Annotated in this window: 16 protein-coding genes; 5 read left to right on the forward strand and 11 right to left on the reverse strand. The window is 74.4% G+C overall.

What is annotated here, in order from left to right; translation table 11 throughout:
• Window positions 1-12 precede the first annotated feature (12 nt).
• Window positions 13-1,209, forward strand: coding sequence for an ROK family protein (locus HDG68_RS00050; RefSeq protein ID WP_172148125.1), 1,197 nt, complete (start codon window positions 13-15; stop codon window positions 1,207-1,209).
• A complete protein-coding gene (locus HDG68_RS00055) occupies window positions 1,206-1,877 on the forward strand; it encodes a ThuA domain-containing protein (protein WP_172148126.1) in 672 nt (223 codons plus the stop codon). Before HDG68_RS00050 ends, HDG68_RS00055 begins: the two co-directional genes overlap by 4 nt.
• An 18-nt stretch (window positions 1,878-1,895) precedes the next feature.
• On the opposite strand, the gene HDG68_RS00060 is transcribed toward HDG68_RS00055, so the two are convergent.
• Together HDG68_RS00060 and ligA are read right to left on the reverse strand one after the other, a co-directional pair.
• Entirely contained in the window at window positions 1,896-3,161 is a 1,266-nt protein-coding gene (locus HDG68_RS00060) for an acyl-CoA thioesterase/bile acid-CoA:amino acid N-acyltransferase family protein (RefSeq protein ID WP_172148128.1), read from the reverse strand.
• Between the two features lie 54 nt (window positions 3,162-3,215).
• Window positions 3,216-5,645: an NAD-dependent DNA ligase LigA gene (ligA, locus tag HDG68_RS00065; protein WP_172148130.1), complete on the reverse strand. Its 2,430-nt coding sequence runs from the start codon at window positions 5,643-5,645 to the stop codon at window positions 3,216-3,218.
• Between the two features lie 83 nt (window positions 5,646-5,728).
• Here ligA and HDG68_RS00070 point away from each other — a divergent pair, with 83 nt between their 5' ends.
• Together HDG68_RS00070 and HDG68_RS00075 are read left to right on the forward strand one after the other, a co-directional pair.
• Entirely contained in the window at window positions 5,729-6,505 is a 777-nt protein-coding gene (locus HDG68_RS00070; protein ID WP_172148132.1) for a hypothetical protein, read from the forward strand.
• Window positions 6,506-6,633: 128 nt separating this feature from the next.
• Window positions 6,634-8,124: a flavin-containing monooxygenase gene (locus tag HDG68_RS00075; RefSeq protein WP_172148134.1), complete on the forward strand. Its 1,491-nt coding sequence runs from the start codon at window positions 6,634-6,636 to the stop codon at window positions 8,122-8,124.
• Between the two features lie 21 nt (window positions 8,125-8,145).
• Here the strand turns inward: HDG68_RS00075 and HDG68_RS00080 are convergent, their stop codons facing one another.
• The 5 genes from HDG68_RS00080 to HDG68_RS00100 are packed head-to-tail and all read right to left on the reverse strand — an operon-like array spanning window position 8,146 to window position 12,200.
• Window positions 8,146-9,375, reverse strand: a complete 1,230-nt coding sequence (locus tag HDG68_RS00080) for a cytochrome P450 (RefSeq protein WP_172148136.1) — start codon at window positions 9,373-9,375, stop codon at window positions 8,146-8,148.
• Window positions 9,372-9,974, reverse strand: coding sequence for a GTP-binding protein (locus HDG68_RS00085; RefSeq protein WP_172148138.1), 603 nt, complete (start codon window positions 9,972-9,974; stop codon window positions 9,372-9,374). The genes HDG68_RS00080 and HDG68_RS00085 overlap by 4 nt, the downstream gene beginning before the upstream one ends.
• Entirely contained in the window at window positions 9,955-10,311 is a 357-nt protein-coding gene (locus HDG68_RS00090; protein WP_172148140.1) for a DUF742 domain-containing protein, read from the reverse strand. Before HDG68_RS00090 ends, HDG68_RS00085 begins: the two co-directional genes overlap by 20 nt.
• A 12-nt stretch (window positions 10,312-10,323) precedes the next feature.
• The gene (locus HDG68_RS00095) at window positions 10,324-10,743 is read right to left on the reverse strand and encodes a roadblock/LC7 domain-containing protein (RefSeq protein WP_216647859.1); all 420 of its coding nucleotides are present in this window, start codon (window positions 10,741-10,743) and stop codon (window positions 10,324-10,326) included.
• Entirely contained in the window at window positions 10,740-12,200 is a 1,461-nt protein-coding gene (locus tag HDG68_RS00100; RefSeq protein WP_172148150.1) for an ATP-binding protein, read from the reverse strand. The genes HDG68_RS00095 and HDG68_RS00100 overlap by 4 nt, the downstream gene beginning before the upstream one ends.
• Before the next feature lie 180 nt (window positions 12,201-12,380).
• Here HDG68_RS00100 and HDG68_RS00105 point away from each other — a divergent pair, with 180 nt between their 5' ends.
• Window positions 12,381-14,540 carry a prolyl oligopeptidase family serine peptidase gene (locus HDG68_RS00105; RefSeq protein WP_172148152.1) on the forward strand — a complete coding sequence of 720 codons (2,160 nt, stop codon included), beginning with the start codon at window positions 12,381-12,383 and terminating at the stop codon, window positions 14,538-14,540.
• A gap of 53 nt (window positions 14,541-14,593) precedes the next feature.
• On the opposite strand, the gene HDG68_RS00110 is transcribed toward HDG68_RS00105, so the two are convergent.
• The 4 genes from HDG68_RS00110 to HDG68_RS00125 form a co-directional block, all read right to left on the reverse strand.
• Window positions 14,594-15,631 carry a uroporphyrinogen decarboxylase/cobalamine-independent methonine synthase family protein gene (locus HDG68_RS00110; protein ID WP_172148154.1) on the reverse strand — a complete coding sequence of 346 codons (1,038 nt, stop codon included), beginning with the start codon at window positions 15,629-15,631 and terminating at the stop codon, window positions 14,594-14,596.
• Window positions 15,628-16,764 carry a tRNA 2-thiouridine(34) synthase MnmA gene (gene mnmA, locus HDG68_RS00115; protein ID WP_172148156.1) on the reverse strand — a complete coding sequence of 379 codons (1,137 nt, stop codon included), beginning with the start codon at window positions 16,762-16,764 and terminating at the stop codon, window positions 15,628-15,630. Before mnmA ends, HDG68_RS00110 begins: the two co-directional genes overlap by 4 nt.
• A gap of 55 nt (window positions 16,765-16,819) precedes the next feature.
• Window positions 16,820-18,061 (reverse strand): cysteine desulfurase family protein, encoded by a 1,242-nt coding sequence (locus tag HDG68_RS00120; protein WP_172148158.1) that lies wholly within the window; start codon window positions 18,059-18,061, stop codon window positions 16,820-16,822.
• Between the two features lie 179 nt (window positions 18,062-18,240).
• Window positions 18,241-20,526 (reverse strand): PhoX family protein, encoded by a 2,286-nt coding sequence (locus HDG68_RS00125; protein ID WP_172148160.1) that lies wholly within the window; start codon window positions 20,524-20,526, stop codon window positions 18,241-18,243.
• Window positions 20,527-20,573 lie beyond the last annotated feature (47 nt).

The raw sequence follows: 20,573 nt of genomic DNA on the forward strand, positions 1-20,573 counted from the left end.
TTCACTGTGCTCATGGAAGGACTGGCGAAGTTCCCCCCTCGCCCGACGGGGGCGGGAGACATGTTCCAGCTGTTCCGGGACGGTGCGCCGCGTACGCGCGCCTCGCTGGTGTCCGAGACGGGCCAGTCGCGGTCGACCGTCGCCGCGCGTATCGACGCCCTGCGGTCCGTCGGACTCCTGGTCCCCGCGGGCGAGGCCAGCAGCACCGGCGGCCGACCGCCCTCGACCTTCGCCTTCGACCCCCGATCCCGCATCGTGCTCGGCGTCGACCTCGGGGCGACCCACGCCCGCATCGCCGTCACCGACCTCGCCGGCGAGCCACTGACCCACCTCGACGAGCCGCTCGCGATCGCCGACGGCCCCGAGCACGTCCTGTCCTGGGTGGCCGAGGCCGGCGACAAGCTGGTCGCGCAGGCAGGCCGCCACCGCGACGAGCTCGCCGGCATCGGCATCGGCCTGCCCGGACCCGTCGACCACACCACCGGCCGACCGGTGAACCCCCCGATCATGCCGGGCTGGGACGGCACCGACGTCCCCGCCGAGCTGCACCGCCGGCTCGGCGCGCCCGTGATGGTCGACAACGACGTCAACATCATGGCGCTCGGCGAGCACCGCACCATCGCCCCGGACGTGGACGACCTGCTGTTCGTCAAGGTCGCGACCGGCATCGGCGCCGGCGTCATCATGGACGGCCACCTGCGGCGCGGCGCCCAGGGCGCGGCCGGCGACCTCGGGCACGTCACCGTCCCCGGCGCCGGGGACATCCCGTGCCGGTGCGGCAACACCGGGTGCCTCGAGGCGGTCGCCGGCGGCGCCGCCCTGGTGGAACAGCTGCGCCGCGCCGGCGCCACCGTCGCCACGACGGCCGACATCGTCGCCCTCGTGCGGTCCGGCGACGTCGCCGCCGGTCAGGCGGTACGCCAGGCCGGCCGTGACGTCGGTACGGTGCTCGCCGCGTCGGTGAGCCTGCTCAACCCGTCGCGGATCGTCATCGGCGGGATCCTGGCCGGCGCGGGCGAGCACCTCATGGCCGGCATCCGCGAGGTCGTCTACCAGCGCTCGCTCCCGCTCGCCACCCAGCACCTGCGCATCACGCCCTCCGGGGCGGGGGCCCAGGCCGGCGTCGTCGGTGCCGCCGTCCTGGTCATCGAGCAGTACCTCGCACCGGCGTCGGTCGAGTCGCTCATCAACGCGAAGGAGGATTCGTGAGCGCGCGCAACGCCCTCGTCGTCCGCGGAGGCTGGGACGGCCACGACCCCGTCGGCACCACCGACCTGTTCCTTCCGGTCCTGCGGGACGCCGGGTTCGACCTCACCGTCGAGGAGTCCCTCGAGGTCTACGCCGACGAGGACACCATGGCCGGTACCGACCTCGTCGTCCAGTCGTGGACCATGGGTGACATCCTGGTCGAGGAGATGCACGGGCTGCGGGTCGCCGTCGAGAACGGCACCGGCCTGGCCGGCTGGCACGGCGGCCTGCTCGACGCGTTCCGCAACGCCACCGACTACCAGCACCTGGTCGGCGGCCAGTTCGTGGCCCACCCGGGCGACCTGGTGGACCACACGGTCGACGTCAGGCCCGAGCGCGCCGACCACCCCGTCGTCGCCGGCCTGCCGTCCAGGGTCGACCTGACCACCGAGCAGTACTGGATCCAGCACGACCCCGCCTGCGACGTGCTGATGACCACGACCCACCGCCCCCGGGCCGGTGCCCCCTGGCACGAGCCGGTCACCGTGCCGGTGACCTGGACGCGCCGCTGGGGCCGGGGCAGGGTCTTCGCCTGCGCGATAGGCCACACCGTCGACGACCTGCGGGACCCCACGGTGCACGAGGTGATCTCGCGCGGGCTGGTCTGGGCCGCCCGCGACCCGCGCTGACCGACGTCGCTCGCCCGCTCACTCCTCACGCAGCTCCGCCAGCGTCGCCGCGACGGCCTGCCAGAACTCGACACGGACCTGGTGCGTGGCAGCGGGTACGGCGGCGGACGTGACGTCGTACCTCTCGTAGAGGTCCTCCTCGAAGGCGATCGGGACGTAGGGCGGCAGCGCCACGGCGTGCCCGGCGTCCTCGTGGCGCACCAGGACCGTCTCCTCGTCACCCCGGCGGTCCAGCACGTGCTGCGCGTAGTCGCACGACGGCCACAGCTCGTCGCGTCCGCCGCAGGCCAGCACCACGGGCCCACCGATGTCCGCGACGTCCACCGCGGCGTCCCGCATCTCCTCGACACGGCCGTAGTTCGGGCACACGTCGGCGAGCGGCTCGCCGTCGAGCGTCCACGCGGGCACCCCGAAGTCGGGGATGCCGCAGACGAGCGCCCCTGCCCCGACCGGCGCGATCGCACCGTGCACGAGCTCCGGCCGCTCCGCGGCCAGCCAGAGCGCCATCTCTCCGCCACGCGACACCCCGAACGTCATCACGCGCTCGGTGTCGACCTCCGGCTGCGCCCGCAACCACCGCAGCGCCTCGAGGAAGGTCTCGACCGGGACGCGCTCCAGGTTCTCCAGCTGCCCCGGAGCGCCGAAGAACGAGATCGCCAGCGCGGGGTACCCGAGCGAGGCCACCGTCCGGGCGATGCCCGCCCCGGTGTTCAGGCCGCCCTCCGAACCACCGAAGACCACCAGGGCCGGACGCCGTCCCTCGAGGCCGGACGGGACCGAGTACTCCGCGACGAGGCCCCGGTCGTCGACGCGCCGGCTCTCCACGCCCGGAGCAGTGCCGGGCCGCTCGACCGTCGTCGTGGCGAGCGCCTCGCCCGCGTCGTCACGGACCACGAGGTCGACGACGAACGGCTCCTCCCACATCGCCGCGTAGTACCGGCTCTCGGCGACCATCGCCCACAGCGGCGCCGTCGGGTCGGCCGACTCCCAGTCACCGGACTCGGGCACCGTCTCGGCGAGGACGACCGTGCCGTCGTCGGCCACCGTGAACGTCGCCTGCGACACGAAGTCGACGCCACCCCCGACGGCGGTCGCGGCTTCGAGGGTGACCTCCTGGCCGGGCGGCAGCCCGGCCAGGGTCACGTCCAGGGGGACGAAGGGGCCGTCGACCTCGGTGACCTCGATCTCGGGATCGGGCGACGCCGTGCACGCGGCGGGGAGCACCAGGGCGGCGGCGACGGCGGTCAGGACGGCGGAGCGGCGGGCGTCACGGCGTCGGGCCATGCGTCGATCGTGGCAGGGATCACCGCCGCGGCGCATCCCGGCCGCGGCGGCACGTCACGTCTCCAGCGCCGCCGGGCCGTCCTCCAGCAGCCGCGTGAAGCCCTCCTCGTCGAGGATCGGCAGGCCCAGCTCCTCCGCCTTGGCCGCCTTCGACCCGGCGTTCGCCCCGACGACGACGTAGTCGGTCTTCTTCGACACCGACCCGGCCGCCTTGCCGCCCGCGGCCAGGATCGCCTCCTTGGCCCCGTCCCGGGAGTACCCGTCGAGCGATCCGGTCACCACGACCGTCAGTCCCGCCAGCGGACCGGTGGGCCCCTCGGCGGCCTGCTCCGCCATGGCCGCGGGACCGGGGTGTCCCGGCGTCGCGAACCGCACGCCCGCGGTCGCCCACGCGTCGACGATCTCGCGGTGCCAGTCGACGTCGAACCAGGCCAGGACCTCGTCCGCGATGACCGGGCCGACCCCCTCGACGGCGGCGAGGTCCTCCCGGGAGGCCTCCCGGACCGCGTCGAGGGAGCCGAACCAGTCAGCGAGCGCCCGGGCGGCCACCGGACCGACGTGGCGGATGTTCAACGAGACGAGGATCCGCCAGAGGTCCTTGGTCCTCGCCCGCTCGAGCTCGTCGAGCAGCTTGGTGGCCTGGGCGTTGGGCTCGTGCAGCGACTCCCCCGCCTCGACGGCGGCGCGTTCCTCGGCCTTGGACAGCTTGCGCTTCTTCTGGAACGGCCGCACGACCTTGACCGTCTGGACCGAGCCGTCCGGCATCTCGAACTCGGCGGACTCGCCGCGCCCGTCGAACTCCTTGGGCAGGCCGGTCTCGGAGTCGCGGACCACGGCGCGGATCGGCGCGAGCTCGTCGAGGGTGAGGTCGAACAGCCGCGCCTCGGTGCGCAGGGGCGGGTCGCTGGGCTCCAGCGGCTGGGTGAGGGCCGCGGCGGTGACCTCGCCGAGCGCGTCGACGTCCAGCCCGCCGCGGGAGCCGATGTGCTCGACGCGGCCGCGCACCTGCGCCGGGCAGGACTCCGCGTTGGGGCAGCGCAGGTCGACGTCGCCTTCCTTCATCGCCCGCAGCGGGGTGCCGCACTCGGGGCACTCGGCAGGCATGACGAAGTCCTCGCGGGGGTAGCCGTCGTCGGCCAGCGCCGTGACCGGACCGAGGATCTCGGGGATGACGTCGCCGGCCTTGCGCAGCACCACCATGTCGCCGATGCGGACGCCCTTGGCCTTGACGACGTCCTGGTTGTGCAGGGTGGCCTGCCGCACCGTGGACCCGGCGACCAGCACGGGTTCCATGACGGCGTACGGCGTGGCGCGGCCGGTGCGGCCGACGCCGACCTGGATGGCGAGCAGGCGCGTGTTGACCTCCTCGGGCGGGTACTTGTAGGCCGTCGCCCAGCGCGGTGCCCGGCTGGTGGCGCCCAGGAGGCGCTGGTCGGCCAGGGCGTCGACCTTGACGACGATGCCGTCCAGCTCGTGCTCGATGTCGTGGCGGTGCTCACCGAAGTGGTCGATCATGTCGAGCACCGCGTCGACGCCCTCGACGACCCGGTTGTGCGGGGAGATCGGGATGCCCCACCGCGCGAAGAGGTCGTAGGCGTCGGACAGGTTCGCGAGCTCCTCGTGCTCACCCTCCGTCCACTGGAGCGCGCCGACGCCGTGCGCGTACAGGCGCAGCGCCTCGATGCGGGCGAGCCCCGCCTCGTGCTCGAGCCCGGACTTCTTGTCCAGGAGCTGACGCAGCCCGCCGGCGGCGGCGTTGCGCGGGTTGGCGAACTGCGGGAAGCGGCGCAGCGCCGCCAAGCGGGCCCGCTCCTCGTCGAGCTCGCGGGACCCCGCGCGCTCCCGCGCCTCGGCGACGACCCGTTCCCGCATCTCGCCCTGCAGCTCGTTCAGCCGCGTGAACGACGCCGTGGGGATGAAGACCTCACCCCGGATCTCGACGACGTCCGGGTGCTCGTCGCCCTCGAGCCGCCGCGGGATCTGCGCGATGCGCAGCGCGTTGGCGGTGATGTCCTCGCCCGTGCGGCCGTCGCCCCGGGTGGCGGCGCGGACCAGGCGGCCCCGCTCGTACAGCAGCGCGATCGCCAGGCCGTCGATCTTGACCTCGGACAGGTAGCCGACGGCGCCGCCGGGGACGTCGAGGTCCCGGGCGACGCGGGCGTCCCAGGCACGCAGCTCGTCCGTGCTGAACACGTTGTCGAGCGAGAGCATGCGTTCCAGGTGCTCGACCGTCGAGAAACCGGTCGCCGCCTGCCCGCCGACGCGCTGCGTGGGCGAGTCGGGCCGGCGCAGCGCCGGGTGCGCCCCCTCGAGCGCCTCGAGCTCACGCATGCGCGCGTCGTACTCGGCGTCGGACACCTTCGGGGCGTCGTGCTGGTAGTAGGCGGCCTGGTCCTCCTCGACGAGGGCGACGAGCTCGGCCCAGCGGCGCTGGGCCGCGGCCTCGTCGAGCACGGGATCGGGCGCGTCGGTCGTCTCGGTCACGGTCCTATCCTGCCGCCTGCCACCCACACCCGGCACGACGACGGTGCCGGGTCGCCCGCACGTTGCTCTGCCACGATGGAGTCATGACGCGCACGCTGCAGACGCTCGGCATCGACGTCGACCTCCGCACCCACCCGTGGCGCTACCCCGGCCCCGCCGCGCCGTCGTCGGGCCTGCTGAGCGGGGGGTCGTTCCACGAGCTGCGGCGCGACGACGGCACCTGGACCGACGCCGACGGGACCGGCCTGGAGGCGCTCCTGGACGACGCGGGGGTGCCGGGCCTCGACGACCGGCAGGCCGTGGTCGCCATCGGGTCGAACGCCTCACCGGCGGTCATGCACCGCAAGTTCACGCGGCTCGAGGTCTCGACGACGGTGCCGATGCTGGCGGGCGACCTCGCCGGCGTCGGCCTCGGCCACATCCCGCGGGTGAACCCGGCCGGGTACGTCGCCGCGGTGCCGCTCGTCGCGCCGGGCGGCCGGACCGCCGTCGTCGTCTCGCTGCTCACCCCGGCCCAGGCGGACGCCCTCGACGCGACCGAGCAGAGCTACGCCCGCTGCGCCGGTGGCGACGGCCTGACCGTGGCCGGGCACGACGAGCCCTGGTCGCTGTACGTCTCCGAGCTGGGCGCGATCGGCGGGACCGACGGGCTCCCCCTGCCCCTGGGGACGCAGTCCGACCTGTGGGACCGGCTGCGCACCGACCCGGTGCTGGCCGGGCTCGCCGGGGACGGCGACCACCGGGAGGTGGCCCGCCGGCTCGCGGCCGACGGGTCGCTGCGCGACCGCGTGCGCGCCCACCTGGTCACCCACGACCGGGTGGTCCCCACCGGGATGGAGGACCTGCTCCCGACGGCGTGATCCCGGCGCTCCGCCGGCGACCGACCCGTATCGTCCCAGGTCATCCCCGCTCGCCCCTATCGCCCGATGTGTCCGGACCGCTACGATCCTGCCGTTCGGGACAGCAACGATCGAGAGCAGGGACGCTGATGAGAATCGCCGTCGTCGGAGCCGGGTTCGCCGGACTGGCCAGCGCGAAGATCCTGGCCGGGTGCGGGCACCGGGTCACCGTGTTCGACAAGGCCCCCGACGTGGGTGGCGTGTGGAGCGCCACCCGCCGGTACTCGGGTCTGACCACGCAGAACAACAAGGGCTCCTACGCCTTCAGCGACCTGCCCATGCCGAAGGACTACCCCGAGTGGCCCAGCGGCGAGCAGGTGCAGGCCTACCTCGAGCAGTACGTCGACAAGCACGACCTGCGGGGCACGCTGCGGCTGAGCACGGAGGTCGTGCGCGCCGAGCTCACGCCCGCCGAGGACGGCTGGCTCGTCACCGCCCGCCGCACCGGCGAACCGGTCGGCGACCCCGAGACCTTCGACCACCTCATCGTCGCCAACGGGATCTTCTCCGACCCGGTGCTCCCTGCCTTCGACGGGCTCGCCCAGCTGCTCCGCGCCGGCGGCAAGGTGGTCGCCGCCAGCCAGCTCGCCACCGTCGAGGACGCCCGGGACAAGCACGTCGTCGTCGTCGGCTACGGCAAGTCCGCGTGCGACGTCGCCGCCGAGGTCGGGCCCGTCGCCGCGAGCACCGCCGTCGTCGCGCGCCACCTGCTGTGGAAGATGCCCAAGAAGCTCGGCAACGCCCTCAACTACAAGTACCTGCTGCTCACGCGGCTCGGCGAGGCGCTGTTCCGGTACCAGAACGTCTCCGGCGGGGCGGAGAAGTTCCTGCACGGTCCCGGCGACCCCGTGCGACGCTCCATGCTCGGCTCGGTCGGCTCCGTCGCCACCAAGCAGCTCCGCCTCAAGGAGCTCGGCCTCGTCCCCCACGACGAGTTCGACGCCATCGCCCGCTCCACCGTCTCCCTGGCCACGGACGGGTTCTACGACCAGGTCGCCGACGGCACGCTCGTGGTCCACCGGGACACCGAGATCGAACGCTTCAGCACCGACGACGACGGCCACCCGGTCGCCGTCCTCAGCGACGGTGCCACCGTGCGGGCCGACCTGGTGGTCTGCGGCACGGGGTTCCACCAGCGGGTCCCCTTCCTCGACGAGGACACCACCCGGCGCCTGCTGGACGACCGCGGCAACTTCCAGCTCTACCGGCAGATCCTGCCCCACGACGTCCCCCACCTGACCTTCGCGGGGTACAACTCGTCGCTCTTCAGCCCGCTGTCCGCCGAGATCGGCGCCGCCTGGACCGCAGCGCACCTCGCCGACGCGGTCGACCTGCCACCCGTGGAGGTCCGGCGCGAGCTCGTCGCCGACCGCGTCGACTGGATGGAGAAGCGCACCGAGGGCAAGCACGCCCGCGGCACCAACATCATCCCGTTCTCCATGCACCAGATCGACGAGATGCTCGACGACCTGGACCTCAACCTGTCCTCCGGGCGGCGTGCGTCGCAGTGGCTGCTGCCGATCGACCCGTCGGCCTACCGCGACGTCCCCGCGCGCCTCGAGGCACGCCTGGGCGGCTGAGGCCGTCGCTGCCGGTCCGGCTCAGCGGAACCGGACCGGCAGCGACGCCGGGTGGCGCACCCAGGCGGAGCGCACCGGCACGACCTGCTCGGGCGCGACGGCGAGATCCATGTCGGCGATCCGCCCGAGCAGGTAACCGACCGCCAGCCGGGTCACGAGCGGGGCGGGCCGGTGGGCGGGGCACGCGTGCGCGCCCGCGCCCCACGTCAGGTGGAACCGCGCGTCGACCTGCTCCCACGGGTCCGCGGCCTGGACCGCCCGGTCGGCGTTGGCGGCCGCGACCGCCGGGACCACGGCGTCGCCCGCCGCGACCGCCTGCCCCCCGAGCCGGACGTCGGAGCGCGCGTACCGGGGCAGCAGGTGCGGCAACGGCGGCGACTCCCGGGCGATCTCGTCCAGCGCGTCGTCGAGGGACAGCCGCCCCCCGTGCACCCGGGCGCCGAGGTCGGCGTCGGACAGCAGGCGCTGCGCGGCGACGGCGATCCAGGCGACCTCGGCGTCGTGCGCGGTCCGGAACACCAGCCCGACGGCTCCCATGACCTCCAGGTCGTTGGCGTGACCGGGCGCGGCCACGAGCGCCGACATCAGGTCGTCGCCCGGTTCCGCCCGGCGTGCCGTCACCAGCTCGGCCAGGAGGTTCTCCTCCTCGGCCGACGCCTCCCGGGCGTCCGCCACCCCCGAACGCTGCCGCACCGTCAGCTCGTGCAGGTGCCGGGCGTCCGCGGGCGTCAGGCCGAGCAGGTCGGCGAGCACACGCACCGTGACCTCCACCGCGTACCCGTCGACGAGGTCGAGCTCCCCGCGGGCCGCGGCGCGATCGAGCACCGAGGTGCAGGCCACCGCCACCGTCCGGGACAACCGCTTCTCGTCGAGACCGGCCAGGACGTCCGACAGCGGGCCGCGCAGCCGGCGGTGGTCGTCGCCGTCCCGGTCCAGCGCGCTGTCCCGGGAGCCCAGCACGGCACGGACCGGTGCCCGCCAGGCCACCAGCCGCTCGGCCTCGTAGCGCCAGTGGCGCACGTCGCGGGAGAACGACACCTCGTTGCGCAGCACCGTGGAGACCTCGTCGTACCCGAGCGCCAGCCAGGCCGGCACCCCGGGCTCGAGGTCGACCGGCGCGACGGTCCCCCACCGCGACCGCAACGCGTCGTAGCTGGCCCGCGGGTCGGGCGCACCGGCCAGGTCCGCGAGCAGCGGCCGGTCGGCCACCTCCTCGAGGCGGACGGTGCGTCCCGCGGCCGTGATGCTCATGCCGCCACGCTCCCGGCGCCCTGGCGACGCAGGGCGTGCTCGACCAGCGCCACCAGCGCGGCCACGGCGTGCGGGCGCTCGCGCACGTCCCCGGAGACGACCGGCGTCTCGGGCGGCAGGTCGAGAGCGCGCCGCACCTCCGGGTCCGGGTGGCGGGGCGAGTCGGGGAACTGGTTCACGACGACGGCGACCGGGAGCCGCGAGTGCTCCTCGAGCTGGTCGAGCACCTCGAAGCTGTCCTCGAGCCGCCGCGTGTCGACCAGCACCAGCACGCCGACCGCGCCGTCGGCGAGCCCGGCCCACAGGTCCCAGAAGCGTCGCTGGCCCGGCGTGCCGAACAGGTACAGCGCCGTCGAGGCGCCCAGGGTGACACGGCCGAAGTCCATGGCGACCGTCGTCGTGTCCTTCGCGCCGCGACGCGGGTCGACGCCGACGCTGGCCGTGGTGATCTGCTCCTCGGTGCGCAGCATCGGGATCTCGCTGACGGCGTCGATCAGCGTCGTCTTGCCGACGCCGTAGGCGCCCACCACCAACACCTTGACCGAACGGTCGACGTCCGCGGACAGGTGGCGTGCGTCCTCAGAGGTTGCGGAGCCCATCGAGGACCTCCTCCAGCAGGTCGGTTCCGGGCAGGTCGTGCGCGGCGGTGGAGCGGATCACGAGGGTGCCGGCGTCCACCAGGTCGGACACGAGCACCGTCACCAGGCTCACCGGCAGACGCAGGTAGGCGGCCAGCTCGGCCAGCGCCAGCGTGCCCTGGCACAGCTCGAGCACGGCGCGCTCGTGGCGCCCGGCCGTGGCGGGCAGGTCGCGGCCGCCGTCGTCGGCCGCCCGCAGCAGCGTCTCGGGGCGCAACGTGTTGCGGGTCGGGTGCGCCCTGCCGCCGGTCAGGACGTACGAGCGGACCGGATGGTCTCGGTATCCCTCGGTCTGCACGGGCCTCCCACCTCAGCGTCCGGCCGGCTCGGTGCCCAGCGTGCGCTCACCGATCATCAGCACCTGGGCCTGCATCTGCTGGGCCACGAGCCCGGGGTCGACGGCGGAGTCCGTCACCACGGCCAGGCGCGACCCGTCCCCGGCACCCCGGACGAACAGGAAACCGCCGCCGAACTCCACGACCACCTGCCGCAGCGTGTCCGACTCGCCGAACTCGCGGCCCATGCTCGTGCCGAGCGCCGCCAGGCCCGCGCACGCGGCCGCCAGCTTGTCGGCGGTGTCCGGGTCGGTGACGTCGGTACGCACCTTGACGAGACCGTCCGAGCTCAGCACGACGGCGTGACGCACGCCCCGCACCTCGGCGACGTGGTCGAGCATCCAGCTGTCGGGATGGGCGTCGGCCGTGGTGCCGGCCGTGGCGTGCGTCGTCATCGGTCCTCCGGTTCGGCGTCCGCGGGCGCGGACGGTTCGCTGTGCTGGGGATCGGTTCGTCGGTCGGTGTGCGTCGCGGCGAAGAAGGCGCCCATCCAGGCACCGGCCTCCGCGGCCGTCTGGTCCGCCACCCGCGGGGCCGACGGCGTCCTCATCGGCTCCGTGAGCGGGTTCGGCCTTGCCGGGGACCGGACCGGGTCCGCGTCGGACCCGCCCGGACGGTCCAGCGCCGCGCGCCGCGACCGGCGTTGCGGCAGGACCGGCGTCGTCCCGGACTCCGGTGCGGGCTCCGCGACCGTCACCCGGCCCGTGCCGGCCGGCGCGTCCGCGGCGGCGCCCCCCTCGTCCGGGCCCGGGGCGCCGTGGTCGGCCTGCGCGACCAGGCTGCCCGTGGCGGGCAGCGCACCGTCCTGCCAGCCCTCGTGGGCGCTCGCGGCCAGCGCGACGGGAGCCGCCGCCGTCTCCGTGAGCTCGCCGGGGACCAGGACGACGGCGCGCAGCCCGCCGTAGACCGACTCGACCAGGTCGACGCGCAGCCCGAGGAACCGGGCGTAGGTGCCGACGACGGCCAGCCCGGTCTGCGGCACCTCGCCCAGGGCGGCGAGCCCCACGGGCGTCTGCCCGTTCGCGATCGCGCGGACCCGCGCGAGCTCGTGCTCGTCCATCCCCACGCCGCAGTCGTCCACCTCGACGACCGCGCCGCGCTGCACCTGCCGCAGCGTCACCAGCACCTGGGTGTTCGGCGGCGAGCACTGCGTCGCGTTGGCCAGCAGCTCCGCCACGACGTGCACGAGCGGCTCCACGGCCCGCCCCGAGACCGCCAGGCCCGGGTCGCCCGAGACCTCGACGCGCCCGAAGGCGGTGATGCGGCCCGCCGCGGCCCGCACCACGTCGGGCAGCGGCAGGGCGTCGTCCCACGTCTGCCCGGGCCGGCGTCCGCACAGCGCGACCAGGCTCTGCGCCTGCCGGGCGTGCTGGGCGGCAGCGTGGTCGATGCGCATGGAGCTCTCGAGCACGTCCGGGTCGGACGGATGCCGCTGGACCATCCGCGCCGCCTCCTCCTGCACGCGGTGGGCGGACGCCTGGACCTTGCGGCTCAGGGCCACGACCGCCGTCTCCACCGAGGCCTGCTCGTCGGCACGACGCTGCTGCTCGGCGACCAGGGACGCCGTCGACTCCTCCAGCAGCCGGGTGGTGCGGCTCAGCTCGGACGCGAGGGCGTCGCGCTCGCCGGCCAGGGCACCGAAAGCGACGTCCTCGCGCCGCGCGGCCCGGGTCAGCAGCACCGCCGCGACGACCGGCAGCACCACGGCGGCGGCGCCGATCGCCCAGGCGGGCCAGCCCACGTCCTCCGACGCCACGAGAGGCAGCGCGGCGACGCAGAGCACCATCGCGGCGACGCAGAGCCAGGGCAGGGCGCGACCCGTCGCGCGTGGTCTCGCGGTCGTGCTGCTCACCGCACCCCCGTCGGATATGAGGGCGGTTCGTCGGTGTCGTGCGACCGGCCGCTCGGGCGACCGTCCCCGCGAACCGCGCTGGGAAGATGGATCGGGGCATCACGGCCCTGACCAGGAGTTTCTACCACAGGCTTCACCCGCGGGGAAGGTCTGTCCGCGGCGCGCGCTAGGGTCCGCAGCATGAGCGCCGACCCGCACACCGCCGCCCTCCCTGCCCTCGACACCGACCCGCACGTCTGGCTCGAGGAGGTCCTCGACCCCGACGCGCTGGCCTGGGTGCGGCGGCGCAACGAGGCCGCGCACGAGGCCCTGGGCGGTGCGGAGCTGAGCGGCACCGAGGCGGCGGTGCGCGAGGTCCTCGACTCCGACGACCGCATCCCGGACGTCGCCCGCATCGGCGAGCACCTGTACAACTTCTGGCGCGACGCCGACCACGAGCGGGGCCTGTGGCGACGCACCACCCTCGAGTCCTACCGCACGGACCACCCGCGCTGGGAGACCGTCCTCGACCTGGACGCCCTCGCCGCGAACGAGGGCGAGTCCTGGGTGTGGCACGGTGCCTCCGTGCTCCGGCCCACGCCCGAACAGCTCGACGCCGGCGAACCCTGGCGCCGCGCCCTGGTGGACCTGTCCCCCGGCGGGTCCGACGCGGACGTCACCCGCGAGTTCGACCTGGTCGACAAGCGGTTCGTGCCGGCCTCCGAGGGCGGCTTCGAGCGCCCGCTGGCCAAGGGCGGCCTGTCGTGGGCCGACGAGGACACGGTGTATCTCGCGACCGACCTCGGGCCCGGCACGACCACGTCGTCCGGCTACCCGCGCCTGGTGAAGCTGTGGCGGCGCGGCACCCCGATCGACGACGCGGCGCTCGTCTTCGAGGGGTCCGAGGGCGACCTCGCCGTCACGGGTCTGCGCCGCCGGACGCCCGGGTTCGAGCGCGACATCGTGCGGCGGTCCTTCGCCTTCTACCGGTCGGAGACCTACGTGGTGCACGGTGTCGGGACCGCCGAGCAGGAGCTCGTGCGCATCGACGTGCCCGAGTCCGCGGAGATCGGCGCCCACCGGGAGTGGCTCACGGTCGACCTGCGCGAGGACTGGACCGTGGGCGGCCGCACCCACCGCGCCGGGTCGCTGCTGGCCGCGCCCTTCGACGACTTCCTGGCCGGGTCGCGGGACCTGACCGTGCTGTTCGAGCCCACCGCCTCGACGTCCCTCGTCGGTGCGACGTGGACGCGGCACCACCTGGTGCTCACCGTGCTCGACGACGTCAAGAACGCCGTCCAGGTGCTCACGCCTCCCGACCTGGCCGCCGGGGCCGACCCGAACGCCGCCTGGACCCCGTCGGAGCTGCCCGTCGGCGACGGCCTGCTCACCGTCGGCGTGCGCGCGGTGTCCACGATCGACAGCGACGACGTCTGGGTGACCCGCAGCGGCTACCTGCAGCCCGCCACGCTGGCGCTGGCGACCGTCGTCGGACCGGACGGCACCGCGACCGCGCCCGAGCCGCTGAAGTCCGCACCCGCGTTCTTCGACGCCACCGGGCTGGTGGCGGACCAGCACTTCGCCACGTCCGACGACGGCACCCGGGTGCCGTACTTCGTCGTGGGCCGCGAGGACCTCGTCCGCCCCGCCGACCCGTCGACGCCCGGCGACGCGCCCACCCTGCTGTACGGGTACGGCGGGTTCGAGATCCCCCTGCTGCCCGGGTACGCGGCGTTCGCCGGCCGGACGTGGCTGACCCGCGGCGGGGTGTACGTGGTGGCCAACATCCGCGGCGGCGGCGAGTACGGGCCCGCGTGGCACCAGGCGGCCCTGCGGGAGAACCGCCACCGCGCCTACGAGGACTTCGCGGCCGTCGCCCGCGACCTCGTGGCCCGCGGCATCACGTCGCACCGCCACCTGGCCGCCCAGGGCGGGTCGAACGGCGGGCTGCTCGCCGGCAACATGCTCACCCGGTACCCGGAGCTGTTCGGCGCCGTGGTGATCCAGGTCCCGCTGCTCGACATGCAGCGCTACTCCCACCTGCTCGCCGGTGCGTCCTGGGTGGCCGAGTACGGGGACCCCGACGTGCCCGAGGACTGGGCGTTCCTGCAGGCCTTCTCGCCGTACCACCAGTTCGACCCGGAGCGTGACCACCCCCCGGTGCTGCTGACCACCTCCACCAAGGACGACCGGGTCCACCCCGGGCACGCGCGCAAGATGGCGGCGAAGATGCTGGCCGCCGGCAAGGACGTCACCTACTACGAGAACATCGAGGGCGGGCACGGCGGCGCGGCCAACAACGCGCAGGCGGCGCACATGGCGGCCCTGGCCTGGACGTTCCTGCGCGACCGGCTGAACTGAGGGGGGCCGCACGGGCTGCGGCGGCGGTCAGGCGGCGGGTCGCGGCGCCGGGATCAGGCGGCGGCGCGCTCGGCCAGCGCCTCGGCCACACGGCCCAGGTTGGCCAGCTCGGCACGGTGCTCGTCGACACCGACCAGGCGCCGACGGCGCGACGCCAGCAGCGTCACCGCAGCCAGGCCGTCGGCCGGCAGCCCCATCCGCCGCCACGGCTCGGCCACGGTCCGGACCAGCTCGCCGAGCTGCGGACCCGAGCACTGCGACACCGTGGCCGGCGGCAGGCCGGCCCACAGCCCGACCTCCCGCTCGGTCGCCCGGGCCACGAGCTCCCACGCCTTCTCGTTCCAGCCCTGCGGGCCGACGTCGGCGAGGTCCAGCCCGACGGCGTCCGCCCCGGCCAGCACCGCGGGCGGGATGCCCACCCAGGTGCCGCCGAGGTGCACGACGGCGGTGGCACCGGCGTCGTGCACCGCATCGATCACGGGCCGCAGGCCGTCGACGATCTCGGGCCCGGGCACGCTGCGCAGGCGCGCGTAGCCGGAGAAGGTGGGCAGCACGCCGGCGTGCACCTGCCCGAGCAGCGGCTCGGAGAGCTGGACCACGGGGCGGGCGCCCGGAACCTGGGCGGTGATCTCGGCGAGGTGGCCGGCCAGGCCGGCGGCGAGCGCCGCGGCGAGGTCGCGCCGCGCACCGTGGTCGGCGAGCACCCGGTCGGCGCGGGCCGACCAGAGCTCGGCGGCGAGCGTCCAGGGGCCGGTGACCTCGACCGTCAGCGGGCCGTCGTACCCGTGGGCGGCGATCGCCAGCGCCTCCAGGTCGGCCTGCTGCAGCGCCTGCGCACGCCGGGCGTCGGCACCGGGCCGGTCGGCGAGCTTCCAGCCGTGGGGTCCGATCTCCACGGGCAGCTCGGACAGCAGCGCGCCCGCGCGGCCCACCGGGTCCGCTCCCGGGCCGCGGTCGGTGAGCTGGACCAGGAACGGGACGGCGTCGACACCCGTGGGCAGCGCGGCCAGGTCGTCCAGGACGGTGAGCTGGGCGGTCAGGACGTCCTGCTCACCGCCGGGCCAGGGGCCGTGGCCGGAGACCGCCGTCATGCGCGGGCCGCCGTGGCGCCGACCTGCGCGGCGACCGGGACGTCCGCCCGGTGCGCGCCGGAGACCGTGCCCTGCCCGAGCACGCGCGTGCCGCGGTAGACGACGATGGACTGGCCCGAGGCGATCCCGCGCAGGTGCTCGCCGAGGTGGACCTCCATGGCCGGACCACCGCCGTCGGACACCGCCCGCACCTGCGCCGGGACGGCCCGGCCGTGCGCGCGCACCTGCACGGTGACGTCGGTCCACTCCTGGGGGGCCGCGACCAGCCACACGGCGCTCGACGCGTCGATCCGGTCGACGCTGAGCAGCTCGGACGGCCCGACGACCACCGTGTTGGACTCGGTGTCGACGTCGACGACGTAGCGGGGCCGCCCGTCCGCGGCGGGGCGCCCGAGCCCGAGGCCCTTGCGCTGGCCGATGGTGTAGGCGAACGCGCCGCGGTGCTCCCCGACGACGGTGCCGTCGGTGTCGACGACCTCGCCGGGCTTCTCGCCCAGCCGGTCGCGCAGGAACCCGCGGGTGTCGCCGTCGGCCACGAAGCAGATGTCGTAGGAGTCCGGCTTGGCGCTCACGGACAGTCCGCGGCGCTCGGCCTCGGCGCGCACCTCGTCCTTGGTCGCGAAGCGGCCGAGCGGGAACACCGACCGGGCGAGGCGCTCGGGACCCATGACGGCCAGCACGTAGGACTGGTCCTTGGCGTCGTTCGGCGAACGGTGCAGCTCGGGACCGTCGGGGCCGTCCTCGATCCGCGCGTAGTGGCCGGTGGCGACCGCGTCGAAGCCCAGCGCCGTGGCCTTGTCGAGCAGCGCGGTGAACTTGATGTGCTCGTTGCAGCGCACGCACGGGTTCGGCGTGCGGCCCGCGGAGTACTCGGACAGGAAGTCCGCGACGACCGTCTCCTCGAACGTCTCGGACAGGTCCCACACGTAGTACGGGATGCCGAGCACGTCGGCGGCGCGGCGGGCGTCCCCCGCGTCCTCGATGGAGCAGCAGCCCCTCGACCCGGTGCGGAACTGGTCGCGGTTGCGGCTCAGGGCCATGTGGACGCCGACGACGTCGTGCCCGGCCTCGACGGCGAGCGCCGCGGCGACGGCGGAGTCCACTCCCCCGGACATGGCGGCGAGTACTCTCACGATGCCTCCTCGGTGCCTGGTGCCTGCGATGCCCCTGCGCGGGAGCTCTCCACGATCATGCGGCACCTCCCTGCCGTGCGGAGACCAGGCCCGCGGCCCGCGCGCGTTCGACCACTCCCGGCAGCGCGTCCAGCAGCGCCTCGACGTCCTGCGCGGTGGAGGTGGCGCCGAGGGAGAAGCGCAGGGCACCGCGGGCGTCGGCCTCCTCGACACCCATCGCGAGCAGGACGTGGCTGGGCTGCGGGACGCCCGCCTGGCAGGCCGACCCGGTCGAGGCCTGCACGCCCGCCGAGTCCAGCAGGTACAGCAGCGAGTCGCCCTCGGCCCCCGGGAACGTGAAGTGGGCGTTGGCGGGCAGGCGGTCGGGCACGCCGTCCGGGGTGGACGACGCCGGGTCCGGGCCGCGCAGGACGGCCCGCGGGGCGACGCGGCGGACCCCGTCGACGAGCGTGTCGCGCAGCGCGGCGAGCCGTGCGGCGTGCTCCTCGCGGCGGCCGACGGCGTCGGTCAGGGCCACGGAGAAGGCCCGGATCGCCGGGACGTCCAGGGTGCCCGACCGGACGCCACGCTCCTGGCCACCGCCGTGGGAGACGGCCTCCAGGGCGAGGTCGCGGCGGGCCAGCAGGGCGCCGACGCCGACCGGTCCGCCGATCTTGTGCCCCGTCACCGTCATGGCGTCCACGCCCGAGGCCGCGAAGTCGACCTCGACCTGCCCGACTGCCTGGATGGCGTCGGTGTGCACCGGGACGCCGTGCTGGTGGGCGAGGCGCACGACGTCGCGCACCGGCTGCACGGCGCCCACCTCGTTGTTCGCCCACATCACGCTGACCAGGGCGATCTCGTCGGCGTGCGCGGCCAGCTCCGCGCGCAGGGCGTCCAGGTCGAGGCGTCCCTCGGCGTCGACCGGGAGCAGCGTGATCTCCGCGCCCGCGTGGCCGGCCAGCCAGAACGCCGGGTCGAGCACGGCGTGGTGCTCGACGGCGGAGACCAGCACGCGCCGTCGTCGGGAGTCCTGGGAGCGCCGCCCCCAGAAGATGCCCTTGACCGCGAGGTTGTCGGACTCGGTGCCGCCGGCCGTGAAGATCACCTCGCTCGGCCGGGCGCCGAGAGCCGCGGCCGCGGCCTCGCGGGACTCCTCGACCACGCGTCGGGCAGCCCGTCCCGCCGAGTGCAGCGAGGAGGCGTTGCCTGTCCGGCCCGCCGCGGCGACGAACGCCTCGAGCGCCGCCGACGACATCGGCGTCGTGGCGGCGTGGTCGAGGTAGGCGCCGGGGTCGGGGGAGGTTGTCACGGTCATCAAGTCTACGAACCGCCGGGCGCGCCCGTCTCATCCCGCCGTCCCGCTTCACCGAGGTAGGCAACTCACCGCCGACGTAGGCAGACCCACCGCGAGGTAGGGCACGGATTCGTGCCCTACCTCGCAGCAGGAGGCCTACGTCGCGAGATCGTTGCCTACCTCGGCGGGAGCGGCGGGCGTCAGCCGCGGAACTGCTCCCCGGCGCCGTGGCGGTACGTCGGCCGGTTCGTCGATCCGCGGCCACGCCCCCCGCGGGCGGTCCGGAAGGGTCCCGGACCGTCGTGCCGGTCGTCACCCCGACCGCGACCGCTCCCCCGGCCCTTCCCGTGGCCCCAGCGGTCGTCGTCCTCGACCGCGTCCGTCCGGTACACCTGGATCGTCGACGGCCGGGGCCCGCGCCACGCGCCGGCCGGCACGTCCTCGTCATCACCCAGGTAGTCCGGGAAGTACGAGGTCTGGGCGTCCCAGCTGCCGTCGTCGCCCGGGTGCTGGACGTTGACGTACGCCATGGAGTCGCGCACGTCGAGCACCGGACCGCAGGTCTCGGCGCTGCGCGGCACCGCCAGGAACTGCTCGACCCGGCCGCGCCGCGACCCGTCGAGCGTGACCTTGAACAGCCCGTCGCTCTTCTGGATCGACGACGGCTGGCCGTCGGTGGAGATCCACAGGTTGCCGTCGGTGTCGAAGGCGAGGTTGTCCGGGCACGAGATCGGCGAGACCTTGTCCGCGGGGTAGCCGGAGAAGTAGGTCGAGTCGTTGACCTCGGGGTCGCCGGCCACGATGAGCAGGTTCCAGGTGAAGGTGGTGGCGGTCTGGTCGCCGCCGTCCTCGATGATCTCCACGACGTGCCCGTCACGGTTCGACCCGCGGGGGTTCGCCTCGTCGGCGGCCGGGTAGCCGTCGCGCGCACGGTTGGAGTTGTTGGTGCAGGCGACGTAGATGCGGCCGGTGTACGGGTTCGGCTCGACGTCCTCGGGGCGGTCCATCTTGGTGGCGCCCACGGCGTCGGCGGCCAGGCGCGTGAAGACCAGCACCTCCTCCAGCGACATGCCGTCCACCTGCGAGGCGCCGTCGAGCACCAGCGGCAGCCACTGCCCGGTGCCGTCGAAGGCACCGTCGGAGGGCACGGCACCGGAACCGTCGATCTCGGAGGCCGGGGAGTCGCCGTCGAACCGCGCGACGTACAGGTCGCCGGAGGACAGCAGCGTCTTGTTGTGCCGACGCGCCCAACGGCTGTTGCCCCGCCGCATGCGCTCGGTCGAGACGAACTTGTAGACGTAGTCGAAGCGCTCGTCGTCGCCCATGTAGACGACGGCACGGTCGTCGTCGGACATGATGACGTTCGCGCCCTCGTGCTTGAAGCGGCCCAGCGCGGTGTGCTTCACCGGAGCCTCGTCCGGGTCGTACGGGTCGATCTCGACGACCCAGCCGAAGCGGTGGTTCTCGTTCTCGTAACCGGGGTTGTTGCCGTCGAAGCGGGGCTCGTCGAGCTCCCAGCCGTACCCCGTCGGCGCGTTGCGCAGGCCGTAGCGCGCGTCGCGGGAGTCCTGGCCGTTCACGCGCAGGTACCCGTGGAAGTTCTCCTCGCCGGAGACCACGGTGCCCCACGGCGTCGTGCCGCCGGCGCAGTTGTTGAGCGTGCCGAGGACCTTCCGGCCCGTCGGGTCGTCCACGGTCCTCAGGAGGTCGTGGCCGGCGGCCGGGCCGTCGATCGTGAACTCCGAGCCGATGTGGATGCGCCGGTTCAGGCGGGCGATCCGGTCGTACTCCCACGGCTTCCCGGTCCTGTCGCGGCGCAGCTCCACCACGGACATGCCGTGCGCGGCGCGCTCGATCGCGCGGCGGGTGGCGTCGTCGTAGGACGCGTCGAACATGATGTGCGGGTTCGTGTACTCGTGGTTCGCCACGAGCACGCCCTTGGTGCCGCGCCGCGTCTCCACCATGGAGCGGATGTGCTTCGGGTCCTCGGGCAGGATGTCGAGGTAGTCGCAGTTGTAGCCGAACTGCTTGGCCTGCTGCTCCGGCGACTGGCGGAGCGGGTCGAACGCCCGCCCGCCCGGCAGGATCGGGTCGCCCCAGCGGATGATCGGCGACCACTCGTAGCCCTCGGGGACGGCGAAGTCGTCGACCTCCATGGCCTGGGGTGCGATGGCGCCGAAGGACAGCCCGCGCGCACCGTGCCCGCCGCGTCGGGTCGGCAGCGCGGACGCGGGCTCGGCACCCAGGACCTCGGCGCCCACGACGACGGCGGCTGCAGCCGCGGCGGCCCCACCGAGCATGACGCGGCGGCTCATCGCCCGCGAGGCGATGTCCCGGAAGTACTCGTTGGCGCTCTCGTTGGGCGCCGGGTGGGCGCAGGCGTCCGCGCACTTGAACCGGCAGGTGGCCGCGGACCGCTTGCCGCGCGCGTAGTGGGGCGTCGTCACCACGGGAAGCTGGCGGCGGGACTCGGGAGTGATCGTCATCGGAGCTCTCCTGGTGGGCTGGGGGTGTGACCAGCCCGACGGTAGGA

Origin of the sequence: Isoptericola chiayiensis, from assembly GCF_013149805.1 — a bacterium.
In the GTDB taxonomy this organism is placed as follows: domain Bacteria; phylum Actinomycetota; class Actinomycetes; order Actinomycetales; family Cellulomonadaceae; genus Isoptericola; species Isoptericola chiayiensis.